The organism is Variovorax sp. GrIS 2.14 (assembly GCF_046115955.1).
In the GTDB taxonomy this organism is placed as follows: Bacteria; Pseudomonadota; Gammaproteobacteria; order Burkholderiales; family Burkholderiaceae_C; genus Variovorax.
The window spans coordinates 73,206-98,110 of the sequence record NZ_JBJXIA010000010.1 but is presented as its reverse complement, the minus strand read 5'-3'; the positions used below and the strand labels follow the sequence as shown (position 1 = coordinate 98,110).

The window sequence follows — 24,905 nt, the reverse complement described above, 5'->3', positions numbered from 1 at the left end:
GTCTCCACCTTCCATTCTCGCCCGCCATGACCACTCTGTTGATCCGAAATGCCGACTGCGTGGCCACCTTCGACGACGCAAGAAAGGAATGGCGCAACGCCTCGGTGCTGCTGCGCGACAACGTCGTCGAGGCCATCGGCCCGGCCGACCAGCTGCCGCAAAAGGCGGACGAAGTCATCGATGCGCGCGGCCACTTGGTGATGCCGGGGCTGATCAACACGCACCACCACATGGTCCAGTCGCTGACGCGCGCCATTCCGGCCGTGCAGGATGCCGAACTGTTCTCGTGGCTGCGCGGCTTGTATCCAATCTGGGCCGGCCTCACGCCGGAGATGGTGCGGGTGTCGACACAGCTCGCGATGGCCGAGCTGCTGCTTTCAGGCTGCACCACCAGCAGCGACCATCTCTACATCTACCCCAACGGCGTGCGGCTCGAAGACAGCATCGAAGCGGCGCGCGAGATCGGCATGCGCTTCGTCGCCACGCGCGGCAGCATGAGCGTCGGCGCGTCGCAAGGTGGCTTGCCGCCCGACAGCGTGGTCGAGCGCGAAGCCGATATCCTGAAAGACACGCAGCGGCTGATCGAAACCTTTCACGATGCGTCGCACGGCGCGATGACCAACGTGGCCGTGGCACCTTGCTCGCCCTTCAGCGTGAGCCGCGACCTGATGCGCGAATCGGCACTGCTCGCGCGCTCCTTCAAGGGCCAGGGCGTTCGGCTGCACACGCACCTCGCCGAGAACGACCACGACATCGCCTACAGCCGCGAGAAGTTCAACTGCACGCCGACCGAGTACGCACAAGACCTGGGCTGGCTCGGCCACGACGTGTGGCACGCGCACTGCGTGAAGCTCGATGCAGAAGGCATTGCGCTGTTCGCAAAGACGAAGACCGGCGTGGCGCATTGCCCGTGCAGCAACATGCGGCTGGCCTCGGGCATCGCACCTGTCCGCCGGATGCTGGATGCGGGCATACCTGTCGGCCTGGGCGTGGATGGCAGTGCCAGCAACGATGGCGCGCACATGGTCAACGAGGCGCGTCAGGCGCTGCTGCTGGCACGCGTCGGGCGCTCACTGGAACCCTTCGGTTGCGATCACGGTCCGGCCGAAATGACGGCGCGCGATGCGCTCGCCATTGCCACCCGTGGCGGTGCCGAGGTGCTGGGGCGCCACGACATCGGCCATCTGGCGCCGGGCATGTGTGCGGACCTGGCGCTGTTCGATCTGAACACCGTCGCGTTTGCCGGCGGCGCGGTGCACGACCCGGTCGCCAGCCTGCTGTTGTGCGCGAGTCCGCAAGCCGCATACACGGTGGTGAACGGACGTGTGGTGGTACGCGAGGGGCAGTTGGTGACAGTGGACGCAGGACCGCTGGTCGAGCGGCACAACCGGCTGGCGATGGTATTGGCGGGCGGTTGAAGAACCAGTCCCGCCTTGATACGTTTCCAAACCGACGACACCAGTTCTTTCTCGACCTCGCCTCGTTCGCCGTCGTAATGGCGGCGTCTCTATACCGCCGTAGGCACGCGATGAAACCAGGGCTGCGCTTGTTCCAGCTGGGCGGCGAGCCTGAATAACAGCCCCTCCTGCGATGGCCCGGCCATGAAGTGAACACCCAGCGGCATGCCCTCCTGCGTCCAGTGGAGCGGCACCGACATGGCAGGCGTCCCGGTGAGGTTCGCCAGTTCGGTGAAAGGAATGTGTCGCAGGGCACCTTGGGCCTTGTCCTTCAGCTTGGTCGAATGCAGCAAGGCCCTCGACATCCCGATCGCCTGCAGCCAGCCCACGACCTCCTGCTCGTGCCTCGGCGTGGCGTTCTCTCCGGTCAGTGGTGGAGGGAATGCGACGGTGTATCCACTTGCTGCATCCCGCTCGCCACCCGTTTTACGGAATCCGCGCCGTCACGATAATTACTCGTAATTATGGGTAATTACCGAGACCGGCGCGCCAACCAACCTGCTACCGTTCCTCCGTGTGCAGCCTCAACGTCTCGGCCGCACCCACACCGGAGTCCCACCCGCCATGCGTCTCGTCCAGAGCTCCCTTCACGAAGAAGTTGCCAGCACCTTGCGCGAGCAGATCTTTGCCGGCGCGCTAGCGCCCGGCAGCTTTCTCGATGAAGTCGCACTCTGTGAACGGCTGAACATTTCGCGTACGCCCCTGCGCGAGGCCTTGAAGGTGCTGACCTCGGAAGGCCTGTTGCGCCATGAACCGCGTCGCGGTTGCTTCGTCAGTGAAGTCACCGAGCAGGACCTTGACGAGATATTCCCGGTCATCGCGCTGCTGGAAGGTCGCTGCGCTTACGAGGCGGCCCGCAATGCCAGTGATGCCGATCTGGTCGACCTCGCTGTGCTGCACGAGCGGCTGGGCGAGCATGCGCAGGCTGGCCGCATACAGGACTACTACGCGACCAACTTCGCCATCCACGAGGCGATCATCGCTTTGGCAGACAACCGCTGGCTGGCGCAGGCCATCGCCGATCTGCGCAAGATCCTCAAGTTGTCGCGGCTTCAATCATTGGGCGCACCGGGCCGGATGGCGCAGAGTTTGTCGGAGCACATGACGGTGTTCGCAGCGCTTAAAAGCCGCGACAGCGAAGGTGCGGATGCCGCCATGCGAACCCACCTGACGCGGCAACGCGACGCGCTGCGTGAGCTGGCCCGCAGCCAACGATCGAGGTTTGCATCGTGACCGCAGCGGACTGGCTCAACCGCAACGTGTCGCGCCTTGGCGGTGACAAGAAGACAGCGAAAACGCCGACGGCCGCTGCAGATGCGGCGATGCCGGCACCGGCTCCGGCCCGCAGTACGCGTGAACGCCTAGCGGCTACCTTGCGACAGAAAGAAGAGGCGCTGTCGCCGCGCGTGTTGCGCCGCACGCTGCAGGAGTTGAAGGCCATCGTCGATCCGCAAGTCAGCGAAGTCGAGGGCGGACGCCGCGCTCACGGCGTGGCCGGCTGGTACGCCGGCGCCACGCAGGACGAGCGACGCGACATGTGGCTGCTGATGAGCGAGCAGTTCGTCGCCGACGCGCAGAAAACGCAGCTGGCCCAGGCGCAGTTCGCCCGTGCGGTCGGCACGCCCGACGAGGCTGTCGCAGAAGTGCGCTATCGCCGTGCCACCGTGTCACCGCGCCGGCGTCTGCTGCAGCGCTTCAGCGTGTTTCCGGAAGGCATCCGTTTTCTGGTCGACCTGCGCGCCGACCTGTTGCCGCACCTCAAGTCCGACAAGCGGCTGCAGGCGCTGGATGTCGAGATGGAATACATGTTCTCGACCTGGTTCGATGTCGGTTTTCTGGAGCTGCGGCGCATTAGTTGGGACTCGCCGGCGTCGCTGATCGAAAAGCTGATCCGCTACGAGGCGGTGCACGACATCAAGAGCTGGGCCGACGTCAAGAACCGGCTCGACTCGGACCGCCGCTGCTACGGATTTTTTCATCCGCGCCTGCCGGACGATCCGCTGATTTTTGTCGAAGTGGCATTGGTCGACCGCATGACCGACAGCATCACGCCGCTGCTGGACGAGTCGGCCGACACCACCGATCTGAGCAAGGCCACCACCGCTATTTTTTATTCGATCAGCAACACGCAGGCAGGCTTGCGCGGCGTGAGTTTTGGCGACTCGCTGATCAAGCGGGTGGCGGAGACGCTGAAGGAAGAGTTCCCCAAGCTGAAGGTCTTCGCCACGCTGTCGCCAATTCCCGGTTTTCGCAGCTGGCTGGCCAAAAATGCCGGCGCCATGATTGAAAAGCTGGATGTAAAAACACGCGCGACACTCGGCCGCGCTGTGGGTTTCGAGCCGCCGCTGGCGAATCACTTCCTGGCCGCCGCTGACGCTGCGCCGGCACTGGACGCTCGTTCTCCGGTGCGCCAGATGCTGCTGCGGTGTGCCGCCGAATACCTCGGTCGCGCGGTGCTCGATGGCAAGCCGCTGGACGCAGTGGCCCGGTTCCACCTGGGCAACGGCGCACGCGTCGAACGCCTGAACTGGGCCGGCGATCCGTCGGTCAAAGGCATGAAGCAGTCGTACGGACTGATGGTGAATTACCTCTACGACCTGAAACGCCTGGACAAGCACCGCGCCATGCTCGCTCAGGGTCAAATCCCGGCTTCCAGCGAGGTCGAAGGTTTGTATATGTGACGCGCGCTTGGTTTATTTCACAGTAAGACAGGAGACAAAAATGACTTTCAAACGACGCGACTTTCTGAATACCGCTGGTGCTACGGCACTGGGTGCAATGGCTGGCAACTCGTTTGCACAGGCGGGCGGCAGCAGCCTGAAAATCTCGCACCAGTTTCCGGGTGGCACCTTGACGGAGGGCGACTTTCGCGACCGGCTCTGTCGCCGCTTTGCGGCTGAAGTCGAGAAGCGGACCAACGGTGCACTGAAGTCATCGGTCTATGCCGGCTCGTCGCTGATGAAGACCAACGCCCAGTTCTCTTCCATGCGCAAGGGCGCACTCGACATGAGCCTGGTTCCGCTGTCGTACGCCGGTGGCGAGGTGGCCGAGACCAACATCGGCCTGATGCCGGCGCTGGTGCCGAGCTACGAGCAGGCGGCCGCATGGAAGAACGCCGAGGTCGGCAAGCTGCTGGCAAAGGTGCTGGACGACAAGGGCATCCTCATCGTCAGTTGGGTCTGGCAAGCCGGCGGCGTCGCCAGTCGCACCCGCGCACTGCTCACGCCCGACGACGCCAAGGGCCTGAAGGTGCGCGGCGGCAGCCGCGAGATGGACATGATGCTGAAGCAAGCCGGCGCCTCGGTGATCACCTTGCCCTCCAATGAAATCTACGCGTCGATGCAGACCGGCGCGATGGACGCGGCCATGACGTCGAGCACCAGCTTCATCTCGTTCAAGCTCGAAGAGATCGCCAAGCACCTGACCTCAGGCCGCGACAAAACGTACTGGTTCATGCTGGAGCCACTGATGATTTCGAAAGAGGTCTTCGGCAAGCTGCCCAAGGCGCAGCAGGATGTGGTGATGGCGGTCGGCGCCGAAATGGAAATCTTCGGACGCGACGCGGCCCGTGCCGACGACAAGATCGCGGCCGATGTCTACGCCAAGGCCGGCGCGGCGGTGGTCGACATGGACGAAGCCACGCTGAAGAAATGGCAGACCATCGCGCGCGCCACCGCCTGGAAGGATTTCAGCGACAGAAACGAGTCCTGCGCGGCGCTGCTCAAGGCAGCCCAGAAACTGGCATGAGCCACGAGTTCAATCCGCCTGCTGTCGACGGCACGGCATTGCCACGTGTCGCTGTTCAGATCGATCCGTTCACGCCGCGTGCGTTGCAACCGTTGGCTCGCGCGCTGCTGTGGATCAATCGGGCGATGGTCATGCTGGGCATGGTGACCCTGTTGCTGGCCGCGCTGGTGCTGACCTACAGCGTGGTCTCGCGCTATGTCATGCAGGCCTCGACCGACTGGCAGGACGAGGCGGCGGTGTTTTGTCTGGTCGCGGCCACCTTTCTGTGCGCGGCCTATGTGCAGTCGCTGCGTGGCCATATCGGCATCGAAGCCGTGGCCGGCTGGCTGCCCCAATCCCTCGACAAGTGGCGCCTGATGCTGGTCGATTTGATGAGCCTGCTGTTCTGTACGTTTTTTGCCTGGAAGTCATGGGCATTGTTTCATGAGGCGTGGGTCGAGCAACAGACCACGTCCTCTTCGTGGGCGCCGCCGTTGACGATTCCCTACGGCATCATGGCCGTGGGCATGACCCTGCTCGGCCTGCAACTGCTGGTGCAGTTCAGTGCCCGCCTCAACGCACTGACCCAGCCGGCGGGCGGAGCGATGTCATGAGCATGCTCGCCATAGGGTTGTTTTTCGGCGGCATGACGCTGCTGTTCATGTTCTCGGGCGCGCCGATTTCTTTCGCGCTGGGCAGCGTCGCCGTGCTGTTCATGTACCTGTTCATGCCTGCGTCGGCCCTCAACACGGTCACGCAGAACGTCTATGAAGAAATGGCCAGCGTCACGCTGCTGTCGATTCCGCTGTTCATTCTGAAAGGCGCCGCCATCGGCAGATCACGCGCGGGCCAGGACCTGTATGCCGCGATGCATGTCTGGATGGGCCGCATCCCCGGCGGTCTGGGCATTGCCAACGTGTTCGCCTGTGCGCTGTTCGCAGCGATGGCCGGCTCCAGCCCGGCGACCTGCTCGGCCATCGGCAGCGCGGGCATTCCGGAAATGCGCCGGCGCGGTTATTCGCCCGGCTTTGCCGCCGGCATCATCGCTGCGGGCGGCACGCTGGGCATCCTCTTGCCGCCTTCGGTGACGATGATTCTCTACGCCGTGGCGGCCGAACAATCGCTGGGCCGACTGTTCCTGGCGGGCATCTTTCCAGGGGTGTTGCTGGTGTCGTTGTTCGCGATCTATGCGGTGCTGCGTTATCGCAAGGAATACCGGCGGGCCGAGGCCGAGTACACGCGCTCGGGCACGGCGTCGGCGCTGCTGGAGCACGAGACCTTCAGCACGCGGCAGAAGTTCGAGATGCTGCCGCGCGTCGTCCCTTTCGTGCTGCTGCTGATCGGCGTGATGGTCGCCCTGTACGGCGGCTTCGCCACGCCGAGCGAGACAGCCGGGCTGGGGGCTGTGCTGGCGCTGCTGCTGATCGCCGTGATCTACGGCGTCTGGCGGCCGCGCGACGTGGCACCGATCCTCACCGCCACGCTCAAGGAGTCGTCGATGCTGATGCTGATCATCGGCATGTCGCTGCTGTTCTCTTACGTGATGAGCTACCTGCACATCAGCCAGTCGACGGCCGAGTGGGTGGTCGGCATGCACCTGTCGCGCTGGGTGCTGCTGGCCACCGTCCTGGTGATGGTGATCTTGCTGGGTTTCTTTTTGCCGCCGGTCAGCATCATCCTGATGACGGCGCCGATCATCCTGCCGCCGCTGAAAGCTGCCGGCTTCGACCTGATCTGGTTCGGCGTGTTGATGACCATCGTAATGGAGACCGGGCTGATTCATCCGCCGGTGGGCTTGAACATCTTTGTCATCAAGAACATCGCGCCCGATATTCCCCTTAACGAAATCATCTGGGGCGTGCTGCCTTTCGTGCTGTTGATGCTGCTGGCCGTGGTGCTGATCTGCGTGTTCCCCGGCATCGCCACCGCGCTACCGGATGCCGTGATGGGCGCCATCGCGGCCAAGTCCTGATTGCCTTCCCAATGATTCGAGCCATGCAAAACGACAATCTTTTTTCAGCCTTGCGCGCGGCATTTCCAGCTGACCTTGCCGGCGTTGCCATCGAGACCGAGCACCCGCTGAACTACACGTGGCAGGACATCGAACGGGCCACCGCGATGATGGCCAACCTGCTGGTGTCGCTCAAGCTGCCGAAGGGCGCGCGCGTTGCGGTACAGGTCGAAAAATCCGTTGAAGCGGCGTTGCTCTACCTGGCGACGCTGCGCGCCGGCTATGTCTTCCTGCCGCTGAACACGGCCTACCAGCGCGGAGAAATGGCGTATTTCATCGGCAATGCCGAGCCGAGTGTCGTGGTGTGCAGCCCGCAGAATGTCGGCTGGGTCGGCGAGCTCGCCGCCGAGGCCGGTGTGCCGCACGTCTTCACGCTGGGTGACGACCGCAGCGGCACCTGGCTGGAGCGCGCCGCGCACTGCAGTGACCGGCACCAGGTCGCAGTCAAGACGACCGATGACCTGGCCGCGATCCTCTACACCAGCGGCACCACCGGCCGCAGCAAGGGCGCGATGCTGTCGCACGGCAACCTGCTGAGCAATGCGCAGGTGCTGAAAAAATACTGGGGCTGGAAGCCCGGCGACGTGCTGATTCACGCGCTGCCGATCTTTCACGTCCATGGGCTTTTCGTGGCATTGCATGGCGCGCTGATCAACGGCAGCAAGATGATCTGGCTGGCGAAGTTCGACCCCAAGCGGGTCGTCAGCAAGCTGCCCGAAGCGACGGTCTTCATGGGGGTGCCGACGTTGTATGTGCGCCTGTTGGCCGAGCCCGGCCTGACGCGCGAGGCCTGCAAAAACATGCGGCTCTTCGTCGCCGGTTCGGCGCCGCTGCTGATCGAGACCTTCAACGAGTGGAACGAACGCACCGGCCACACGATCCTGGAGCGCTACGGCATGAGCGAGACCGCCATGCTGACGTCCAACCCGTATGAAGAACCGCACGGCGATGAGCGGCGCGGCGGCACGGTCGGCTTCCCCTTGCCCGGTGTGTCGCTGCGGGTACGCGGCGAGGGTCACGAGTCGCTGCCGGAGGGAGAGATCGGCGGCATCGAGGTCCAGGGCCCGAACGTCTTCGCCGGCTACTGGCGCATGCCCGAGAAGACCCAAGAGGAATTCACCGACGACGGATTCTTCAAGACCGGCGACGTCGGCGTGGTGGATGCGCGTGGCTACGTCACCATCGTCGGCCGCAGCAAGGATTTGATCATCAGCGGCGGCTACAACGTGTATCCGGCCGAGATCGAGGGCAGCATCAACGAGATGCCCGGCGTGGCCGAAAGCGCCGTGGTCGGCGTGCCCCACAAGGACTTCGGCGAAGTGGGTGTGGCACTGGTGATTGCCAAGCCGGGCACGGCGCCCGATCCGCAAAAGATCCTGGCCGAGTTGAAGTCGAAGCTGGCCAACTTCAAGATACCAAAGCAGTGCTTCGTCGTCGGCGAATTGCCACGCAATGCCATGGGCAAGGTGCAGAAGAAGCTGCTGCGGGAACAGTACGCAGCACTGTTTGCCTGAAGCCACGAGGGGCGCGGACCGTCTCTGGCGGCTGCGCTACCGCATTACCGCGCTACCGCATTACCGCGCTGCTGCGCTGCTGCGCTGCTCGATCCGACCGGGACTCGCCGGGCCAGGCCTTACTGGGTTTTGGCCCCCGCCTCGAACCAGCGCCCGATCAGCGCCCGCTCCGCATCGGTGATGCCGGTCGCGTTGTTCATCGGCATGATCTTGGTCACCACCGCCTGCTGATACACCGCCTGCGCGTGCAGCGCCACCTGGTCGGGTGAGTCGAGCCGGACGTTCTTCATCTGCATCGCGGCGCCGTGGCACATGTAGCAGCGCTGTTCGAGCACCTTCTGCACGTCACCGAAGCTGACAGCCTGTGCAACAGCCCCGGCCGGCGGCAGAGGCGCGGGTTCGGGCTTCATCCAGACGATCGTCAGCCCGAGCACCAAGATGCCGACCATTGCATACGCGATCGGGTTGCGAGCAATGCCCAACTTGAAACGGTGTCGCACCACGAAGAACTGTCGAATGGCAGCGCCGCCCAGCATGATGAGCAGCAGCACGATCCAGTTGTATTTGTGGGTGTAGGTGAAGCTGTAGTGGTTGCTCAGCATCGCGAACAGTACCGGCAGCGTGAAGTAGGTGTTGTGCACGCTGCGCTGTTTGCCGCGCACGCCGTGCGTGGGGTCGACCGGCCGACCCTCGCGCAGCGCCTGCACGTTCTTGCGCTGGCCGGGAATGATCCAGAAGAACACGTTGCCGCTCATGGTCGTGGCCATCATGGCGCCGACCAGCAGGAAGGCGGCGCGGCCGGCGAACCAGCGGCACGCCAGCCAGGCGGCAAAGGCGATGAACAGGGCGATCAGCACACCCACGATCACGTCGCCATTCTTGCGCTTGCCGAAGACCTGGCAGATGCCGTCGTAGACCATCCAGAACACGACGAAGAACGCCAGCGCGACACCGATGGCGGCACCGGGTTGCCAGTCCATCTTGCTCTTGTCGATGAGGTACGTGCTGGCATTCCAGAGGTACGACATGGTGAAGAGCGCGAAGCCGGTAAGCCACGTCGAATAGCTCTCCCAGTACGACCAGTGCAGATGGTCCGGTAGCACCTTGGGCGCCAGGCCGTACTTCTGCATGTTGTAGAAGCCGCCGCCGTGCACCGCCCATTGCTCGCCGCCGACGCCCTTGTCGAGCGATTCCTTGTCTTGCGGCTTTTCGAGGCTGTTGTCCAGCATCACGAAGTAGAACGAAGCACCGATCCATGCAATGGCGGTGATGACGTGGGCCCAACGCAGCAGCAGGTTGGCCCAGTCGAGGTAATAACTTTCCATTTGCGCTCAACCCCGGAATGGTTCTGGCCTGCTCACCACCGCGGGCACTGTAGGCAGAGAAAGTGCCGCGAACGCCGTTCCTTGAGGGGAACTCGCTCCGCTGCGGCTTGTTGTAAACCGAAGTGTATACACTTTTAAGGTGCCTTTGGGCTGTTTTTTGAACGGTCTTCGAGCGTCCGAGAGGGTCAGCCCATGGACTGCAACAACTGTGCCGCCACCGCGACCGCAATGACCTCCGGCTCCTTGCCGTGAATGCCGGGCGTACCGATCGGGCAGGTGACGCGGCTCATCTCGGCTTCGGTGAAACCACGTGCTTCGAGCCGGTGCCGGAAGGTCGCCCACTTCGTCTTGCTGCCGATCAGGCCGATGTACGGCAGGTCGTCGCGCGCCCTCAGGCGCTTGAGGCAGGCGATGACGATGTCGAGGTCTTCGGAATGGCTGAAGCTCATGATGAGCACGCGCGACTGGGGCGCGAGTTGGGCCACCGCGTCCTGCACCGGCTCCGAATGCTCGGCGTCGATCTGTGCCGGCAGCGCCGCGGGGAACACGCCATCGCGGCTGTCGATCCAGCGCACTGAAAACGGCAGCGTCGCGAGCAGCCGCCCGAGCGCGGCGCCGACATGGCCGCCGCCGAAAAGCGCGACCGGCGGCAGGTGTGCGACCAATTCCCGCTTGAGCGCCGGCGCATCGCGTGCGCCGATCGCCTGGTACGACAGGAACATGACGCCGCCACAGCATTGGCCCAGGCTCGGACCGAGCGGGTAGCGCCGCACGCCGTCGATAGGTGGTGCACCGGCCAGCATCGCGCGTGATTCTTCGGTCGCCTGAAACTCGAGTTGCCCACCGCCGATGGTGCCGGTGAGGCCATTCGCCCACACCGCCATCCAGGTGCCGGCCTCGCGAGGGGCCGAACCTTGCGTCGATGTCACGCGCACCAACACCGCGTTTTCGTGCGCGAGGCGCGCCAGCAGTTCGTCGACGGCGCCGATCAAAACGGAAACCTCCGGTTGCCAATGGTCGAACCGTCGTCAGCGCCTGTCATCCCGCTCACGGTATAAATCTGCCGATGAACTTTCAGTCTCTCTTGCCGTCCTTCTTGCCGTCCGGCCTGCCCACTCTTTTGCGTCGGGCGATGTCCCGCAATCTTGGGTTCGCAACTGCCCTCGTCGGAGCCATCTGGCTTGCCGGCTGCGGCAGCACCAGCCCGACCGCGCCCATCACTTCGCCGGTGCCGGGCCAGCTGAGTCGCGCCGCGGCCGACGGCACGGCAGGAAAGATCCCCCGCCCTTCCGTCGCTGCGACACCGCGCGACTATCGCAAAGACGCCGCACGCCACATCTACGACGGCAACAAGGACCGCATCTACGACGGCAAGATGCCGCCGATGCTCTATGCGGTCGGCACGCTGCAGGTCAACCTCGACACCAACGGCAAGGTGCTCTCGATGCACTGGATGCGCGCGCCGAACCATGCGCCCGAGGTAATCGCCGAGATCGAACGCACGGTGCTGGAGGCTTCGCCTTTTCCGGCGGCCACGCGCATCGGCAAGGTCACCTGGACCGACACCTGGCTGTGGGATCGCGGCGGCCATTTCCAGCTCGACACGCTCACCGAAGGACAGCTCTAGACGCCACAGGCGCATCGGCGTCATCGATCAGGAACCGCGGTAGGTCGAGTAGGCCCAGGGGCTGACCAGCAACGGCACGTGATAGTGCTGGTCGGTGTGCGCCACGCCGAAGTCGAGCGACACGCGGTTCAGGAAGTTGGGCTCGGGCAGCTTCACCCCGAGCGTCTTGAAGTACGCCGCCACGTCGAACACCAGCCGGTAGGTGCCGACCTTGATGGTGTCGTTATCGTAAAGCGGGCCATCGCTGCGGCCATCGGCATTGAGGGTGAAGCGCCGCACCAGCGCGGCGGTGTCGCCCTCGGTGGTGTACAGCGCGACGGACATGCCGGCAGCAGGGCCGCCATGCATCGTGTCCAGTACGTGTGTGCTCAAGCCCATAAGTGCCCCTTCATTTGTGTCGCTTCATTCGGTGGACAAAAGTGTATACAGTTACTGGCTTTGGGTCTATCATCAAAAACATGGACGCTGCCCCCGCCACCCTGTCGAGCACTCGCGCCATCGTCGATGCGCTTACCAAAGCCATAGTGGAGCACCGTCTGCAGCCCGGCAGCAAGCTCGCGGAACAAAAGCTGGCCGACCACTTCGGCGTCTCTCGCACCCTGGTGAGGCAAGCTTTGTTCCAGCTTTCGCAAAATCGGCTGATCCGGCTGGAGCCGGCACGCGGCGCGTTCGTCGCGGCGCCGGCCGTCGACGAGGCTCGCCAGGTGTTCGCGGTGCGCCGCATGCTGGAAACCGCGATGACGCGCGAGTTCGTGCTGACCGTGACGCCTGCCAAGATCAAGGCCCTGCGCGAGCATGTCGCACTTGAAAAAGCCGCGGTGGCGGGTGAAGACGTCTCCGATCGCACCGAGCTGCTCGGCGACTTTCATGTGCGCATGGCCGAGCTCATGGGCAACAAGGTGCTGGCGCAAATGCTGGGCGAACTGATCTCGCGCTGCGCCCTCATTACGCTGATGTACCAGACCACCAGCGCTGCCGAGCATTCCAACGACGAGCATGCCGACATCGTGAAAGCGCTCGCCGCCAAGGACGAAGAGCGTGCCGTACGCCTCATGGCAGAGCACCTCGAACACGTCGAGGCCCATCTCGTTTTCGACCGGAAAGTTCCGACCCACGACATCACCCTGGCGCTGTCCTGAGACCCCGCCGCCGGAGCCACGCATGACCCCCACCCAAGACAAACGCCAGGACAACGAACCAGACCGCCAGCCCATGGTCTATCCGCGCGACATGGTCGGCTATGGCCGCAACCCGCCGCACGCGCAATGGCCCGGCCAGGCGAAGATCGCGCTGCAATTCGTTTTGAACTACGAAGAAGGCGGCGAGAACAATCCGCTGCACGGCGACGCGACCTCGGAGACGTTTCTGTCGGAACTGGTCACCGCGCAGGCCTACGAAAACCGCCACATGACGATGGAGTCGATGTACGAGTACGGCTCGCGCGCCGGTGTCTGGCGCATCCTGCGCGAGTTCGAATCGCGTGGCCTGCCCATGACGGTGTTCGGCGTCGGTATGGCGCTGCAGCGCTACCCCGAACTGCTAGAGACGTTCATGAAGAATGGCTACGAAATCGCCAACCATGGACTGCGCTGGATTCATTACCAAAACCTGCCGATCGCCACCGAGAAGCGCCATATCGACATAGGCACCCACGTGCTGCGCGATATGACCGGCGGCCAATGGCCGGTCGGCTGGTACACCGGCCGCGACAGCCCCAACACGCGACGTCTGGTGGTCGACCAGGGAAGCTACGAATACGACAGCGACTACTACGGCGACGACCTGCCGTTCTATGCGCAGGTAGAGAAGACCGACGGCAGCGTGGTGCCGCACTTGGTTGTGCCCTACTCGCTCGACTGCAACGACATGCGCTTCGTACAGGCGCAGGGGTTCAACACCGGCGAGCACTTCTTCAACTACTTGAAGGACAGCTTCGACGCGCTGTATGCAGAGGGCGAAGAGGCACCGAAGATGATGAGCATCGGCATGCACTGCCGCCTGCTCGGCAAGCCGGGGCGCATCGGTTCGCTCAAGCGTTTTCTGGACTACGTGCAGGGCCACGAGCGGGTATGGATCTGCCGTAGGGTCGACATCGCGCGGCACTGGAAGCAGGTGCATCCCTTCGTTCCCACGGCCATCGAAGCCTGACATGGCCCTCACCATCGACCAGTTGAACGCCGCCGCGCCGGCACAAGCCGTTGCATTGCTCGACGGCATCTACGAGCACTCACCCTGGGTGGCAGAGAAGGCATTGCAAGCGCGGCCCTTCCGTTCGTTGCAGCACCTGAAGCACGCGATGGCGCAGGCCGTGACCGGCGCCAGCGCAGAGCAGCAGCTTGCGCTGATCCGCCTGCATCCGGAGCTCGCCGGCAAGCAGATGGAGAGCAACACGCTCACCGCCGAATCGACCAACGAACAGGGCAAGGCCGGGCTCACGAACTGCACGGGCGAAGAACTGGCGCACATCCGCCGACTCAATGCCATCTACGGCCAGAAGTTCGGCTTTCCGTTCATCCTGGCCGTGCGAGGACCGCGCGGCACGGGCCTCTCCAAGCGCGAGATCATCGACACCTTCGAGCGGCGCGTGCATCACCATCCGTCGTTCGAACAAGGCGAGGCGCTGCGCAACATCCATCGCATCGCCGAGATCCGGCTAGGCGACAAGTTCGCCCACGTACCGACGCTCGGCAACGAGGTGTGGGACTGGCAGGAGGCGCTGTCGGTGCACACCGATCCGGGCTATGCCGAACTCGGCCAGCTCACCGTCACCTACCTCACCGACGCGCACCGCGCCTGCGCCGCGCAGCTCGCGCAGGGCATGCGCGATTGCGGCTTCGACACCGTCGGGATCGACGCGGTCGGCAACGTGGTCGGCCGCTACGAGGGAACGACACCCGATGCGAAAGCGCTGCTCACAGGCTCGCATTACGACACCGTGCGCAATGGCGGCAAGTACGACGGACGACTCGGCATCTTCGTGCCGATGGCCTGCGTGCGCGAGCTCAAGAAGCAGAACCGCCGCCTGCCCTTCGCCTTCGAAGTCGTCGGCTTTGCCGAAGAAGAAGGCCAGCGCTACAAGGCGACCTTTCTGGGATCGGGCGCGCTCATCGGGCACTTCAATCCAGCCTGGCTCGATCAGCAGGATGCCGATGGCGTGACCATGCGCAATGCGATGGCGCACGCCGGACTCGAGCCTGAAGACATCCCGAAGATCCAGCGCGACCCGAAGAAATACCTGGGCTTCGTCGAGGTCCACATCGAGCAAGGCCCGGTGCTGAACGAGCTCGACTTGCCGCTCGGCATCGTGACTTCGATCAACGGCAGCGTGCGCTACGTCGGCGAAGTGATCGGCATGGCAAGCCACGCCGGCACCACGCCGATGGACCGGCGCCGCGACGCTGCCGCCGCCGTCTCCGAGCTGATACTTTTCGCAGAGCAACGTGCCGGCAAGGACGACGACTCGGTCGCCACCGTCGGCATGCTGCAAGTACCCAACGGCTCCATCAACGTGGTGCCGGGCAGCTGCAAATTCAGCCTCGACATCCGCGCACCGAACAACGCACAGCGCGATGCGGTGGTTGATGATGTGCTGGCTGCCTTGAAGGACATCTGCGCGCGCCGCGCGGTGCGCTACACGCTCGAAGAGACGATGCGCGCCGCCGCCGCGCCGAGCGATGCGCAATGGCAGCAGCGCTGGGAGAAGGCGGTCGACGCGCTCGGCATTCCACTGTTCCGCATGCCCAGCGGTGCCGGCCATGATGCGATGAAGCTGCACGAAGTCATGCCGCAAGCGATGCTCTTCGTGCGCGGGATCAACTCGGGCATCAGCCACAACCCGCTCGAATCGAGCACCAACGACGACATCCAGCTGGCGGTCGAAGCCTTCTCGCTTCTGCTCGACAACCTGGCGCTGGAACAGACGCACTGAACCCCGACAACCTCATGACCGACTACGCAAAGCTCGACGCCTGGATCGATGCGCACTTCGACGACGAAGTGAAGTTCCTGCAGCAGCTGGTGCGCGTGCCGACCGACACGCCACCGGGCAACAACGCGCCGCATGCGGAGCGCACTGCTGAATTGCTGAAGGACTTCGGCTTCGAGGCGGAGAAGCATCCGGTGCCGGCGCAGGAGGTCGCGGACTACGGACTCGAATCGATCACCAACCTGATCGTGCGGCGACAGTACGGCGCCGCAGGCGAAGGCCTCACCGTCGCGCTCAATGCGCACGGCGACGTGGTGCCGCCCGGCGAAGGCTGGACGCACGACCCCTACGGCGGCGAGATCGACGACGGCAGCGTCTACGGCCGCGCGACGGCGGTGAGCAAGAGCGACTTCGCCAGCTTCACCTTCGCAACGCGCGCGCTCGAAGCCGTGGCCCGGCCGAGCAAGGGCACCGTCGAATTGCACTTCACCTACGACGAGGAATTCGGTGGCCTTCTCGGCCCGGGCTGGCTGTTGAAGAACGGCCTGACAAAGCCCGACTTGATGATCGCTGCTGGCTTCAGCTACGAAGTGGTCACCGCGCACAACGGCTGCCTGCAGATGGAAGTAACGGTGCACGGCAAGATGGCACACGCCGCGATTCCTGACACCGGCATCGACGCATTGCAGGGCGCGACCAAAATCCTGAATGCTCTCTATGCGCAGAACGCGCTCTATAAAAAGGTGACGTCCAAGGTCGAGGGCATCACGCACCCTTACCTCAACGTCGGCCGCATCGAAGGCGGCACCAACACCAACGTGGTGCCCGGCAAGGTTGTCTTCAAGCTCGACCGCCGCATGATCCCGGAAGAGAACCCGGTCGAGGTCGAGGCCACCATCCGCAAAGTAATTGCCGATGCGGCAGCAGAATCCACTGGAATCACCGTTGGCATCAAACGCCTGCTGCTCGCGAATTCGATGCGCCCGCTGCCCGGCAACAAGCCGCTGGTCGACGCGATCCAGAAGCACGGTGCAGCCATCTTCGGCGAACCGATCAAGGCGATGGGAACGCCTCTCTACACCGACGTACGGCTCTACGCCGAGGCCGGCATTCCGGGCGTGATCTACGGCGCCGGCCCGCGTACCGTGCTCGAGTCGCACGCCAAACGCAACGACGAGCGGGTGCTGCTGGAAGACCTGCGCCGCGCCACCAAGGTGATCGCGCGGACGCTGGCAGATTTGCTGGCCTGAAGGGCAAACGTGCGCGCACGCCGTCGAAACTTCTCGCGGTGGTTCGCAGAGAGGACGAGTTCCTGCTGGGCCTGGCCAGTTATCCCAACGTTTCGCCGCTCACCTGGGCCAGGTAACTGGTCACCTGCCTTGAGGAATGTCCGACAGCATGGACCGCCGCTTCGAGCTCCGACCTGGTGCATCCCAGCTGCGTGATCCAGGACTGGGCAGTCACCGGATCGTCCAGCGCCACCCACTTGCGCTCTACATCGGCAAGCTCGAAAGAGAGAAGACCGAGTTCGGGTGAGCGTGGGTCTGCACCCTGCATTGAGGCGGCCAGCGACTGGAATTGTTCCATCAGGCGAGCTTTGTCCGGGATGTCCATGGGATGCCTTGAGGCTGTGTGTCCTTGGTCTACGGAACCGTGGAGTCTTCGGATCACGATGACATCGTGGCCTAGCGCCAAGTCCTACGGCGGCCCCGCTGCCACCGGCTGGCGTGAAGCTTGCAACCCCGCCTCTGCGACGCCGCGAAACGAACCCGGCGCCGCAGAGCGTGCGGGTTTCTCGCTATTCAGCCAGCCCGATACTTTGTATACAGTTTCGCGTACAACTTGGTGAACAGGAAACATGGCATGACGGATTCACTTTTGCAAGCGGCTCGCCCGGCCGTTCATCCCGTGGACCAACACCTGCCAGCGGGCAAGCTCGCTGCCCTGGGCCTGCAGCACGTGCTGGTCATGTATGCAGGCGCCGTCGCGGTGCCGCTCATCGTCGGCCGCGCGCTCAAGCTCAGCCCTGAAGAGGTCGCGCTGCTGATCTCGGCCGACTTGTTCTGCTGCGGCATCGCCACGCTGATCCAGTCGCTCGGCGCGACGCAATGGTTCGGTGTCAAGCTGCCGGTCATGATGGGTGTGACCTTTGCGTCGGTCGCGCCGATGGTCGCCATCGCCAGTGCCAACCCGGGGCAGTCCGGTGCGCAGTTGCTGTTCGGCTCGATCATCGGCGCCGGCATCATCTCGATACTGATCGCGCCGCTGGTGAGTCGCGTGCTGCGGTTCTTTCCGCCGGTGGTCACCGGCACCATCATCGCGGTCATCGGCATCAGCCTGATGCGCGTCGGCATCAACTGGATCTTCGGCAACCCGTTCGGCCCCACTGCGCCCAACGTGGTCGACCCGGCCTATGCCAAGTGGCTCGCCGACGTGACTTCACCCGGCTCGGCGATTCCGCCGCTGCCCAAGGGCCTGGCCCTGCTGCCGACGGTGCCCAACCCCAAGTACGCCGACCTCACGGGCGTCGGCATCGCGGCGCTGGTGTTGGTCTCGATTCTGCTCATCGTCAAGTTCGCCAAGGGCTTCGTCGCCAACATCTCGGTGCTGCTCGGCATCGTGATCGGCGCCGTGGTTGCGACGGCCATGGGCATCATGACTTTCGAGAAAGTCGGCAAGGCGGCGTGGGTCGACGTGGTGCTGCCGTTCCACTTCGGCATGCCGCAGTTCGATCCGTTTTTGATCTTCACCATGACGCTCGTGATGATCGTGGTGATGATCGAATCGACCGGCATGTTCCTGGCGCTGGGTGAAATGACCGACCGCAAGATCAGCCAGCAAGACCTGGCGCGCGGCCTGCGCACCGACGGTTTGGGCACGCTGATCGGCGGCATTTTCAATACCTTTCCGTACACCAGCTTCTCGCAAAACGTCGGGCTGGTCGCCGTCACGGGCGTCAAGAGCCGCTTCGTCTGCGTGGCGGGCGGCGTGATCCTTGTCGTGCTGGGGCTGTTGCCCAAGATGGCGGCGCTGGTGGAATCACTGCCCACCGTGGTGCTGGGCGGGGCCGGGCTGGTGATGTTCGGCATGGTCGCTGCCACCGGTATCCGCATTCTGTCGGGCGTCGACTTCAAGACCAACCGACACAACGCGATGATCGTCGCGGTGTCGATCGGCGTCGGCATGATCCCGCTCATTGCGCCCAACTTCAAGCAGTGGATGCCGCACAGCATTCACTCGCTGATCGAGTCAGGCATCTTGCTGACGTCGATCGCAGCAGTGCTGTTAAACCTGTTTCTGAACGGGACCACGCACGACGAAGAGGCGATCGTCAACGCGGCGCGGCAGGCCGAGGCGCACTAGCGCACCTGCGCTCAGACCACCCTCACGTTGATGTCGTAGAGCCCGTCGATGTGCCCCGTCATCACATCGCCGACGACGACCGGGCCGACGTTCTCCGGCGTGCCCGAATAGATGATGTCGCCGGGAAACAGCTCGTTGTAGATCGACAGGTTGGCGATCTGTTCGGCCACGCTCCAGATCATTTTCGACAGGTCACTCGACTGCTTGACCTGCCCATTCACCTTCAGCGAAATCGCGCCCTTGGTGAAGTGCCCGGTCTGGCTCACCGGATGCAGATGGCTGACCACGGCCGAGTGGTCGAACGACTTGCCGATCTCCCACGGCTTCTTTTCTGCGGCCATGGCGTTCTGCAGATCGCGCCGCGTCATGTCGAGGCCCACGGCATAGGCATAGACGCAATCGAGCGCCTGCTCCGGCCGGATGTTGCGGCCACCCTTGTGCAGCGCCGCCACGAGTTCGACTTCGTAGTGGTAGTTCTTCGTGACTGGCGGATACGGGTGATCGACAGTCACGCCACGCGCCACCAATTGCACCGCGTCGTTCGGTTTTTGGAAGAAGAACGGCGGCTCGCGTGTCGGGTCGGAACCGCGCTCGACCGCGTGCGCAGCATAGTTGCGGCCGATGCAGTAGACGCGCCGCACCGGAAACACCTCGTCGCTGCCCATGATCGGGATGGTGCTGCCCATCACCTGGAACTTGGGGATGCCGCCGGCCGTTGGGCTGCCGGAAGTCCCCGATGTGGTCGAAGTGGCGCAGCCTGCAAGGGCACCGGCACCAACCGCGGTTCCGAGTTGCAGCAATGCCCGGCGGCGTGAGGGTTGGGCTTTTTCCTGTGTCATGTCTTTGCTTGTCTTTCCGGTCATCAAGATCGATGTCAGCCTACGACGGTGCACCCCAACTGGAATCGGTATTCGCCCGGAGTGCCAGCAGAGCGCCTCAGCCGACACGTGCCGTCCTGTCGCTCGGCTAAAGTCCGAGCCATATGAATTCCCCTCAACTCCAGCGCGGCGTGTTTCTGGCGCTTTTGTTCGCCGTCACCGCCGCCTTCGTTTGGGTGTTGATGCCTTTTTTCGGCGCGGTGATGTGGGGCGTGGCCCTGGCCATATTGTTCACGCCGCTCTACAACCTGCTGCTGAAAAAGATGCCGCAGCGCAGGACACTGGCCGCGATGGCCACCCTCGCGATCTGTCTCGTCATCGTGATCCTGCCGCTGGCGCTGGTTGGCGTTTCGCTGGTGCAGGAGGTGGCCTTGGTGGCGCAAAACATTCGTTCGGGGCAGATCAACTTCGCCAACTACTTTCAGCAGATCCTGGCCGCGTTGCCACGCTGGTTGCTGAATCTTCTCGAGCGCTTCAACCTCGGCGATATGGCCGCATGGGAGGCGCGCATCACCGCAGGCGCCGCAGAAGGCAGCCAATTGGTGGCGGGCAAGGCGCTGACCATCGGGCAAAACACCTTCGACTTCCTGGTGAGCTTCTTCGTGATGCTCTACCTGCTGTTCTTCCTGCTGCGCGACGGTGCACCTTTGTCCAAGAAGGTTCGCGACGCCTTGCCGCTCGCCAAACCGCACACGCACTACCTGCTCAACAAGTTCACCACCGTCATCCGCGCGACCATCAAAGGCAACGTGGCAGTGGCGATTGCGCAGGGCACGATCGGCGGCCTCTCCTTTTTCTTTCTCGGCGTTCAGGGCGCGCTGCTCTGGGCCGTGCTGATGGCGTTTTTGTCACTGCTGCCGGCAGTGGGCGCAGCGCTGATCTGGGGACCGGTCGCCATCTACTTTCTGGCGACCGGGCACTTCTGGCAAGGCGGCGTGCTGATCTTCGTCGGCGTGTTCGTCATCGGCCTGGTCGACAACATCCTGCGGCCGCTGCTGGTCGGCAAAGACACGCAGATGCCCGACTACATCGTGCTGATGTCGACCATCGGCGGCATCGCGGTTTTCGGCATCAACGGCTTCGTGATCGGACCGCTGATCGCGGCGCTCTTCATGGCGGCGTGGGATCTTTTTGCCATCTCGAACGAAAACGACGAGAAGACGACCGGGACGCACTAGCTCGGCGTGCGTGCAGCTCGCCTGCGCCGACTTCGTTGACCATGGCCCAGCACAGGCACAGTCCTTGCTGGCCATTGGAGCCCGACGCTCATCGCACGCGCAGTCTCGGTTGCCACCGCGCCAAGCCCATTTTTGTCTACCCCCGCAGCCCATGACCCACTCCTTCTTTCAACCGCCCACGACATCGCGCTACGCCCTGCGTCAACTCAGCGCACCGGGTTGCCTGGTCGAGGGCGACTTTTCGGCGCGCCGCTCCGAAGGCCTCGTCGGCATCGATCTGCTGGTCGAGAACGGTCGCATCGCCGCCATCGAGCCGGCCGGCACGTTGCCCGCAGAACTGGGCCCCGATCTCGATGCGTCGATGGTGTTGCCGGGCATGGTCGACTGCCACACCCACCTCGACAAGGGACACATCTGGCCGCGTCAGCCCAACACCACCGGCGACGGTGCGGGCGCCGCAAAGGCCACGATGGCCGACCGTTCGGCGCACTGGAGCGCCGAAGACGTGCGGCGTCGCATGGAGTTCGGCCTTTCGACCGCCTATGCCAAGGGCGTGGTCGCGATCCGCACGCACCTCGACTCGCTGGCACCGCAGTCTTCGATCTCGTTCCCAGTGCTGCGCGAAATGCGCGAGCGCTGGGCCGGCCGCATCGATCTGCAGGTGTCGTCGATCGCGCCGATGGACATCTTCTTGACCGACGAAGGACGCCAGCTGGCCGACATCGTTGCCGAGAGTGGGGGCAACCTGGGTTGCGTCACGCGCTTCGGCAAGTACCCCGACGATCCGATGCCGGCAGAACTCGACGAGGCGCTGGCCAACGTGTTCACCCTGGCGATGGAACGCGGACTCGACATGGACCTGCACGTCGACGAGTCGACCGACCCGCGCTCGCGAACGCTCATTCGCGTGGCACGCACCGCGCTGCAAAAAGACTTTGCGGGCCGCATCCTGTGCGGGCATTGCACCGCGCTGGCCTTGCAGACCGATGAGTTCATCGAAGAGACGATCGCGGCCTGCCGCGATGCCGGCATCGACATCGTCAGCCTGCCGACGGTCAACATGTACCTGCAAGACCGCAGCCCGACGGCGCGCACGCCGCGTTGGCGCGGCGTGACCACGCTGCACGAAATGAAGGCGGCCGGCTTGCGCGTGGCGGTGGCCGGCGATAACTGCCGCGACCCGTTCTATGCCTACGGCGATCACGACATGCTCGACACCTTCACGCAGGCCGTGAAGATTCTGCATCTGGACCATCCGCTGGACGACTGGATCAAGGCCGCCACGGCCACCCCGGCCGCCATCATGGGCATCGACCGCGGCACGCTCGAGGTGGGCATGCCGGCCGACCTGATCGTGCTCAAGGCGCGCAACTATTCCGAGATGCTGGCGCGTACGCAATTCGACCGCACCGTGATCCGCGACGGCAAGGCGATCGACACCTCGCTGCCCGACTACCGGCTTCTCGACGACATCGTGCACCTCTGAAGCCAGGGTCGGCGCCGGCTTGACGGTATTTCCACTACACATGGAAACCATGCTTTGCAGTAGCCTGTTTCTTTCGCCCAAAGAACCAGGAGACACTTCATGGCAGCCGACCTTTCCCCCGCAGAACAAGCACTGCGCGACGCCGCACGCGAGTACCACCGCAGCCCTGTGCGCGGCAAGATCTCGATCACGCCGACCAAGCCGCTGCTGAACCAGCGCGACCTGTCGCTGGCCTACTCGCCCGGCGTGGCATACCCCTGCCTCGACATCCAGGCCGACCCGTCGCTGGCGGCCGTCTATACGTCGCGCGGCAACTTGGTCGGCGTGGTGACCAACGGCACCGCGGTGCTGGGACTGGGCAACATCGGTCCGCTCGCCAGCAAGCCGGTGATGGAAGGCAAGGCATGCCTGTTCAAGAAGTTCGCGGGCATCGATGTGTTCGACATCGAGCTGGCCGAGAACGACCCCGACAAGCTGGTCGACATCATCGCGGCACTGGAGCCGACGCTGGGCGGCATCAACCTCGAGGACATTAAAGCGCCCGAGTGCTTCTACATCGAGCGCAAGCTGCGCGAGCGCATGAACATTCCGGTGTTCCACGACGACCAGCATGGCACCGCCATCATCTCCGCTGCGGCGCTCATCAACGGGCTCGAACTCGTCGGCAAGAAGATCGAAGACGTGAAGATCGCGGTGTCCGGTGCGGGTGCGGCAGCCATCGCCTGCCTCGACGTGATGGTCGGCCTGGGTGCCAAGCACAGCAACATCTACGCGGTCGATTCGAAGGGCCTGATCTTCATGGGCCGGGCCGGTGGTTTCGACGATTCGAAGTCGCGCTACGCACAAAAAGACACTGGAGCCCGCACGCTGGCCGACGTCATGAAAAATGCCGATGTGTTCCTCGGCTGCTCGGCGCCCGGCGTGGTCACGCAGGACATGGTGAAGAGCATGGGCAGCCAGCCCATCATCCTGGCGCTGGCCAACCCGGAGCCTGAGATCCGCCCCGAACTGGCGAAGGCGGTGCGGCCCGACTGCATCATCGCAACCGGTCGTTCGGACTATCCGAACCAGGTCAACAACGTGCTGTGCTTTCCGTACATCTTTCGCGGCGCACTGGACTGCGGCGCCAGCAAGATCACCGAAGAAATGAAGCTCGCCTGCGTGCGCGAAATCGCCGAGCTGACCAAGGCCGACATCAGCGAAGAAGTCGCGACCGCCTATGCGGGGCAGGAGCTGGTGTTCGGGCCCGACTACATCATTCCGAAGCCCTTCGATTCGCGGTTGATCCTGCGCATCGCACCGGCCGTCGCCAAGGCCGCGCAGGCGTCGGGCGTGGCACTGCGCCCCATCGAAGACCTGGAAGCCTATCGCCAGCACCTCACGCAGTTCGTCTACCAGACTGGCATGTTCATGCGGCCGGTGTTCACTGCAGCCAAGCTGGCGAAGGCCAAGCGCGTGGCCTATGCAGAAGGCGAAGACGACCGCGTGCTGCGCGCGGCGCAATTGGCAGTCGACGAAGGCCTGGCGCGGCCGGTGCTGATCGGCCGGCCGGCGGTCATCGAGGCGCGTGTCAAGAAGGCCGGGCTGCATCTGAACCTGGAGAAGGACGTCGACATCGTCGACCCCGAGAACGACCCGCGCTTTCGCACCTACTGGGAGGCGTATCACAAGCTCATGGGCCGCCGCGGCATCTCTCCGGAGGCCTCGAAGGCGATGGTGCGCCGCTCCAACACGACCATCGCGGCGTTGATGGTGCATCTGGGCGATGCCGACGCGATGTTGTGCGGCCTGGTCGGCCGCTTCGACAGCCACTTGAAGATCCTCGGCCAGCTGCTCGGCACGCAGCGCGGTGGACCCGGCTTCGCTACGCTGAACGCGCTGACCCTGGAAAAGCACACCCTCTTCATCGCCGACACCAATGTGCATGAAGACCCGAGCGCCGAGACACTGGCGCAGATCGCCATGATGGCCGCCGAAGAAGTGCGCCGCTTCGGCCTCCCACCCAAGGTGGCCTTCTTGTCGCATTCGAACTTCGGCACGTCCGAGCGCGGCTCGGCCCGCAAGATGCGCATCGCCCGCGACCTGTTCGCCAAGATGGCGCCCGACATCGAGTGCGACGGCGAGATGCACGGCGACGCCGCCCTGTCTGAAGAAGTGCGCTTCCAGTCGATGCCCGATAGCACCCTCACCGGTTCGGCCAACCTGCTGATCTGCCCGAACCTCGACGCCGCGAACATCCTGTTCAACGTGTTGAAGATGACCGGCGGCAACGGCATCACGGTCGGCCCGATCCTGCTCGGTGCAACGCGCTCGGCGCATGTGCTGACGCCGTCAGCCACGGTGCGGCGTGTGGTGAACATGACGGCACTCGCCGTCGCAAACGCCAATATCCAGAAGTAGCCGCGCCACGCAAAA

The 24,905-nt window shown here is 64.0% G+C and carries 22 protein-coding genes; 16 read left to right on the top strand and 6 right to left on the bottom strand.

Annotated features, from left to right (window positions below; all coding sequences use genetic code 11):
• The first annotated feature begins 26 nt into the window (after window positions 1–26).
• Entirely contained in the window at window positions 27–1,418 is a 1,392-nt protein-coding gene (locus RCH10_RS17000; RefSeq protein ID WP_409053290.1) for an 8-oxoguanine deaminase, read from the top strand.
• Between the two features lie 89 nt (window positions 1,419–1,507).
• Here the strand turns inward: RCH10_RS17000 and RCH10_RS16995 are convergent, their stop codons facing one another.
• Window positions 1,508–1,786, bottom strand: coding sequence for an amidase family protein (locus RCH10_RS16995; protein WP_409053289.1), 279 nt, complete (start codon window positions 1,784–1,786; stop codon window positions 1,508–1,510).
• A gap of 235 nt (window positions 1,787–2,021) precedes the next feature.
• Here RCH10_RS16995 and RCH10_RS16990 point away from each other — a divergent pair, with 235 nt between their 5' ends.
• The 6 genes from RCH10_RS16990 to RCH10_RS16965 are packed head-to-tail and all read left to right on the top strand — an operon-like array spanning window position 2,022 to window position 8,708.
• The gene (locus RCH10_RS16990; RefSeq protein ID WP_409053288.1) at window positions 2,022–2,690 is read left to right on the top strand and encodes a GntR family transcriptional regulator; all 669 of its coding nucleotides are present in this window, start codon (window positions 2,022–2,024) and stop codon (window positions 2,688–2,690) included.
• Window positions 2,687–4,138 carry a malonyl-CoA decarboxylase gene (locus RCH10_RS16985; protein WP_409053287.1) on the top strand — a complete coding sequence of 484 codons (1,452 nt, stop codon included), beginning with the start codon at window positions 2,687–2,689 and terminating at the stop codon, window positions 4,136–4,138. The genes RCH10_RS16990 and RCH10_RS16985 overlap by 4 nt, the downstream gene beginning before the upstream one ends.
• A 40-nt stretch (window positions 4,139–4,178) precedes the next feature.
• A complete protein-coding gene (gene dctP, locus RCH10_RS16980; protein WP_409053286.1) occupies window positions 4,179–5,204 on the top strand; it encodes a TRAP transporter substrate-binding protein DctP in 1,026 nt (341 codons plus the stop codon).
• Window positions 5,201–5,797 carry a TRAP transporter small permease gene (locus RCH10_RS16975; RefSeq protein WP_409053285.1) on the top strand — a complete coding sequence of 199 codons (597 nt, stop codon included), beginning with the start codon at window positions 5,201–5,203 and terminating at the stop codon, window positions 5,795–5,797. The genes dctP and RCH10_RS16975 overlap by 4 nt, the downstream gene beginning before the upstream one ends.
• Window positions 5,794–7,155: a TRAP transporter large permease gene (locus tag RCH10_RS16970; protein ID WP_409053284.1), complete on the top strand. Its 1,362-nt coding sequence runs from the start codon at window positions 5,794–5,796 to the stop codon at window positions 7,153–7,155. The genes RCH10_RS16975 and RCH10_RS16970 overlap by 4 nt, the downstream gene beginning before the upstream one ends.
• Before the next feature lie 23 nt (window positions 7,156–7,178).
• Window positions 7,179–8,708 (top strand): malonate--CoA ligase, encoded by a 1,530-nt coding sequence (locus RCH10_RS16965; RefSeq protein ID WP_409053283.1) that lies wholly within the window; start codon window positions 7,179–7,181, stop codon window positions 8,706–8,708.
• A 119-nt stretch (window positions 8,709–8,827) separates the two neighbouring features.
• Here the strand turns inward: RCH10_RS16965 and RCH10_RS16960 are convergent, their stop codons facing one another.
• Window positions 8,828–10,033, bottom strand: a complete 1,206-nt coding sequence (locus RCH10_RS16960; protein WP_409053282.1) for a urate hydroxylase PuuD — start codon at window positions 10,031–10,033, stop codon at window positions 8,828–8,830.
• Between the two features lie 185 nt (window positions 10,034–10,218).
• The gene (gene xdhC / locus RCH10_RS16955; RefSeq protein ID WP_409053281.1) at window positions 10,219–11,025 is read right to left on the bottom strand and encodes a xanthine dehydrogenase accessory protein XdhC; all 807 of its coding nucleotides are present in this window, start codon (window positions 11,023–11,025) and stop codon (window positions 10,219–10,221) included.
• Between the two features lie 140 nt (window positions 11,026–11,165).
• Between xdhC and RCH10_RS16950 the strand changes: the two genes are divergently transcribed.
• The gene (locus tag RCH10_RS16950) at window positions 11,166–11,660 is read left to right on the top strand and encodes a hypothetical protein (RefSeq protein ID WP_409053280.1); all 495 of its coding nucleotides are present in this window, start codon (window positions 11,166–11,168) and stop codon (window positions 11,658–11,660) included.
• A 27-nt stretch (window positions 11,661–11,687) separates the two neighbouring features.
• Here RCH10_RS16950 and uraH read toward each other — a convergent pair whose 3' ends face one another.
• Window positions 11,688–12,038 carry a hydroxyisourate hydrolase gene (gene uraH, locus RCH10_RS16945; protein ID WP_409053279.1) on the bottom strand — a complete coding sequence of 117 codons (351 nt, stop codon included), beginning with the start codon at window positions 12,036–12,038 and terminating at the stop codon, window positions 11,688–11,690.
• Window positions 12,039–12,118: 80 nt separating this feature from the next.
• On the opposite strand from uraH, the gene RCH10_RS16940 reads away from it, so the two are divergent.
• The 4 genes from RCH10_RS16940 to RCH10_RS16925 are packed head-to-tail and all read left to right on the top strand — an operon-like array spanning window position 12,119 to window position 16,835.
• Window positions 12,119–12,799 (top strand): GntR family transcriptional regulator, encoded by a 681-nt coding sequence (locus tag RCH10_RS16940; RefSeq protein WP_409053278.1) that lies wholly within the window; start codon window positions 12,119–12,121, stop codon window positions 12,797–12,799.
• Window positions 12,800–12,821: 22 nt separating this feature from the next.
• The gene (puuE, locus tag RCH10_RS16935) at window positions 12,822–13,808 is read left to right on the top strand and encodes an allantoinase PuuE (RefSeq protein ID WP_409053277.1); all 987 of its coding nucleotides are present in this window, start codon (window positions 12,822–12,824) and stop codon (window positions 13,806–13,808) included.
• A 1-nt stretch (window position 13,809) separates the two neighbouring features.
• Window positions 13,810–15,588 carry a 2-oxo-4-hydroxy-4-carboxy-5-ureidoimidazoline decarboxylase gene (gene uraD / locus RCH10_RS16930; RefSeq protein WP_409053276.1) on the top strand — a complete coding sequence of 593 codons (1,779 nt, stop codon included), beginning with the start codon at window positions 13,810–13,812 and terminating at the stop codon, window positions 15,586–15,588.
• Window positions 15,589–15,602: 14 nt separating this feature from the next.
• Window positions 15,603–16,835 (top strand): M20 family metallopeptidase, encoded by a 1,233-nt coding sequence (locus tag RCH10_RS16925; RefSeq protein ID WP_409053275.1) that lies wholly within the window; start codon window positions 15,603–15,605, stop codon window positions 16,833–16,835.
• A gap of 79 nt (window positions 16,836–16,914) precedes the next feature.
• Here RCH10_RS16925 and RCH10_RS16920 read toward each other — a convergent pair whose 3' ends face one another.
• Entirely contained in the window at window positions 16,915–17,199 is a 285-nt protein-coding gene (locus RCH10_RS16920) for a DUF3606 domain-containing protein (protein WP_409053274.1), read from the bottom strand.
• A gap of 249 nt (window positions 17,200–17,448) precedes the next feature.
• Between RCH10_RS16920 and RCH10_RS16915 the strand changes: the two genes are divergently transcribed.
• A complete protein-coding gene (locus tag RCH10_RS16915) occupies window positions 17,449–18,948 on the top strand; it encodes a nucleobase:cation symporter-2 family protein (RefSeq protein WP_409053273.1) in 1,500 nt (499 codons plus the stop codon).
• Window positions 18,949–18,959: 11 nt separating this feature from the next.
• On the opposite strand, the gene RCH10_RS16910 is transcribed toward RCH10_RS16915, so the two are convergent.
• On the bottom strand, window positions 18,960–19,787 hold the full coding sequence (locus RCH10_RS16910) for a fumarylacetoacetate hydrolase family protein (protein ID WP_409053272.1): 828 nt from the start codon (window positions 19,785–19,787) through the stop codon (window positions 18,960–18,962).
• A 143-nt stretch (window positions 19,788–19,930) separates the two neighbouring features.
• Between RCH10_RS16910 and RCH10_RS16905 the strand changes: the two genes are divergently transcribed.
• From RCH10_RS16905 to RCH10_RS16895, 3 genes are all read left to right on the top strand, one after another.
• A complete protein-coding gene (locus tag RCH10_RS16905; protein ID WP_409053271.1) occupies window positions 19,931–21,004 on the top strand; it encodes an AI-2E family transporter in 1,074 nt (357 codons plus the stop codon).
• A 151-nt stretch (window positions 21,005–21,155) separates the two neighbouring features.
• Window positions 21,156–22,490 (top strand): cytosine deaminase, encoded by a 1,335-nt coding sequence (locus RCH10_RS16900; protein WP_409053270.1) that lies wholly within the window; start codon window positions 21,156–21,158, stop codon window positions 22,488–22,490.
• A 99-nt stretch (window positions 22,491–22,589) separates the two neighbouring features.
• Window positions 22,590–24,890 carry an NADP-dependent malic enzyme gene (locus tag RCH10_RS16895; protein WP_323495406.1) on the top strand — a complete coding sequence of 767 codons (2,301 nt, stop codon included), beginning with the start codon at window positions 22,590–22,592 and terminating at the stop codon, window positions 24,888–24,890.
• The last annotated feature ends 15 nt before the right edge of the window (window positions 24,891–24,905 follow it).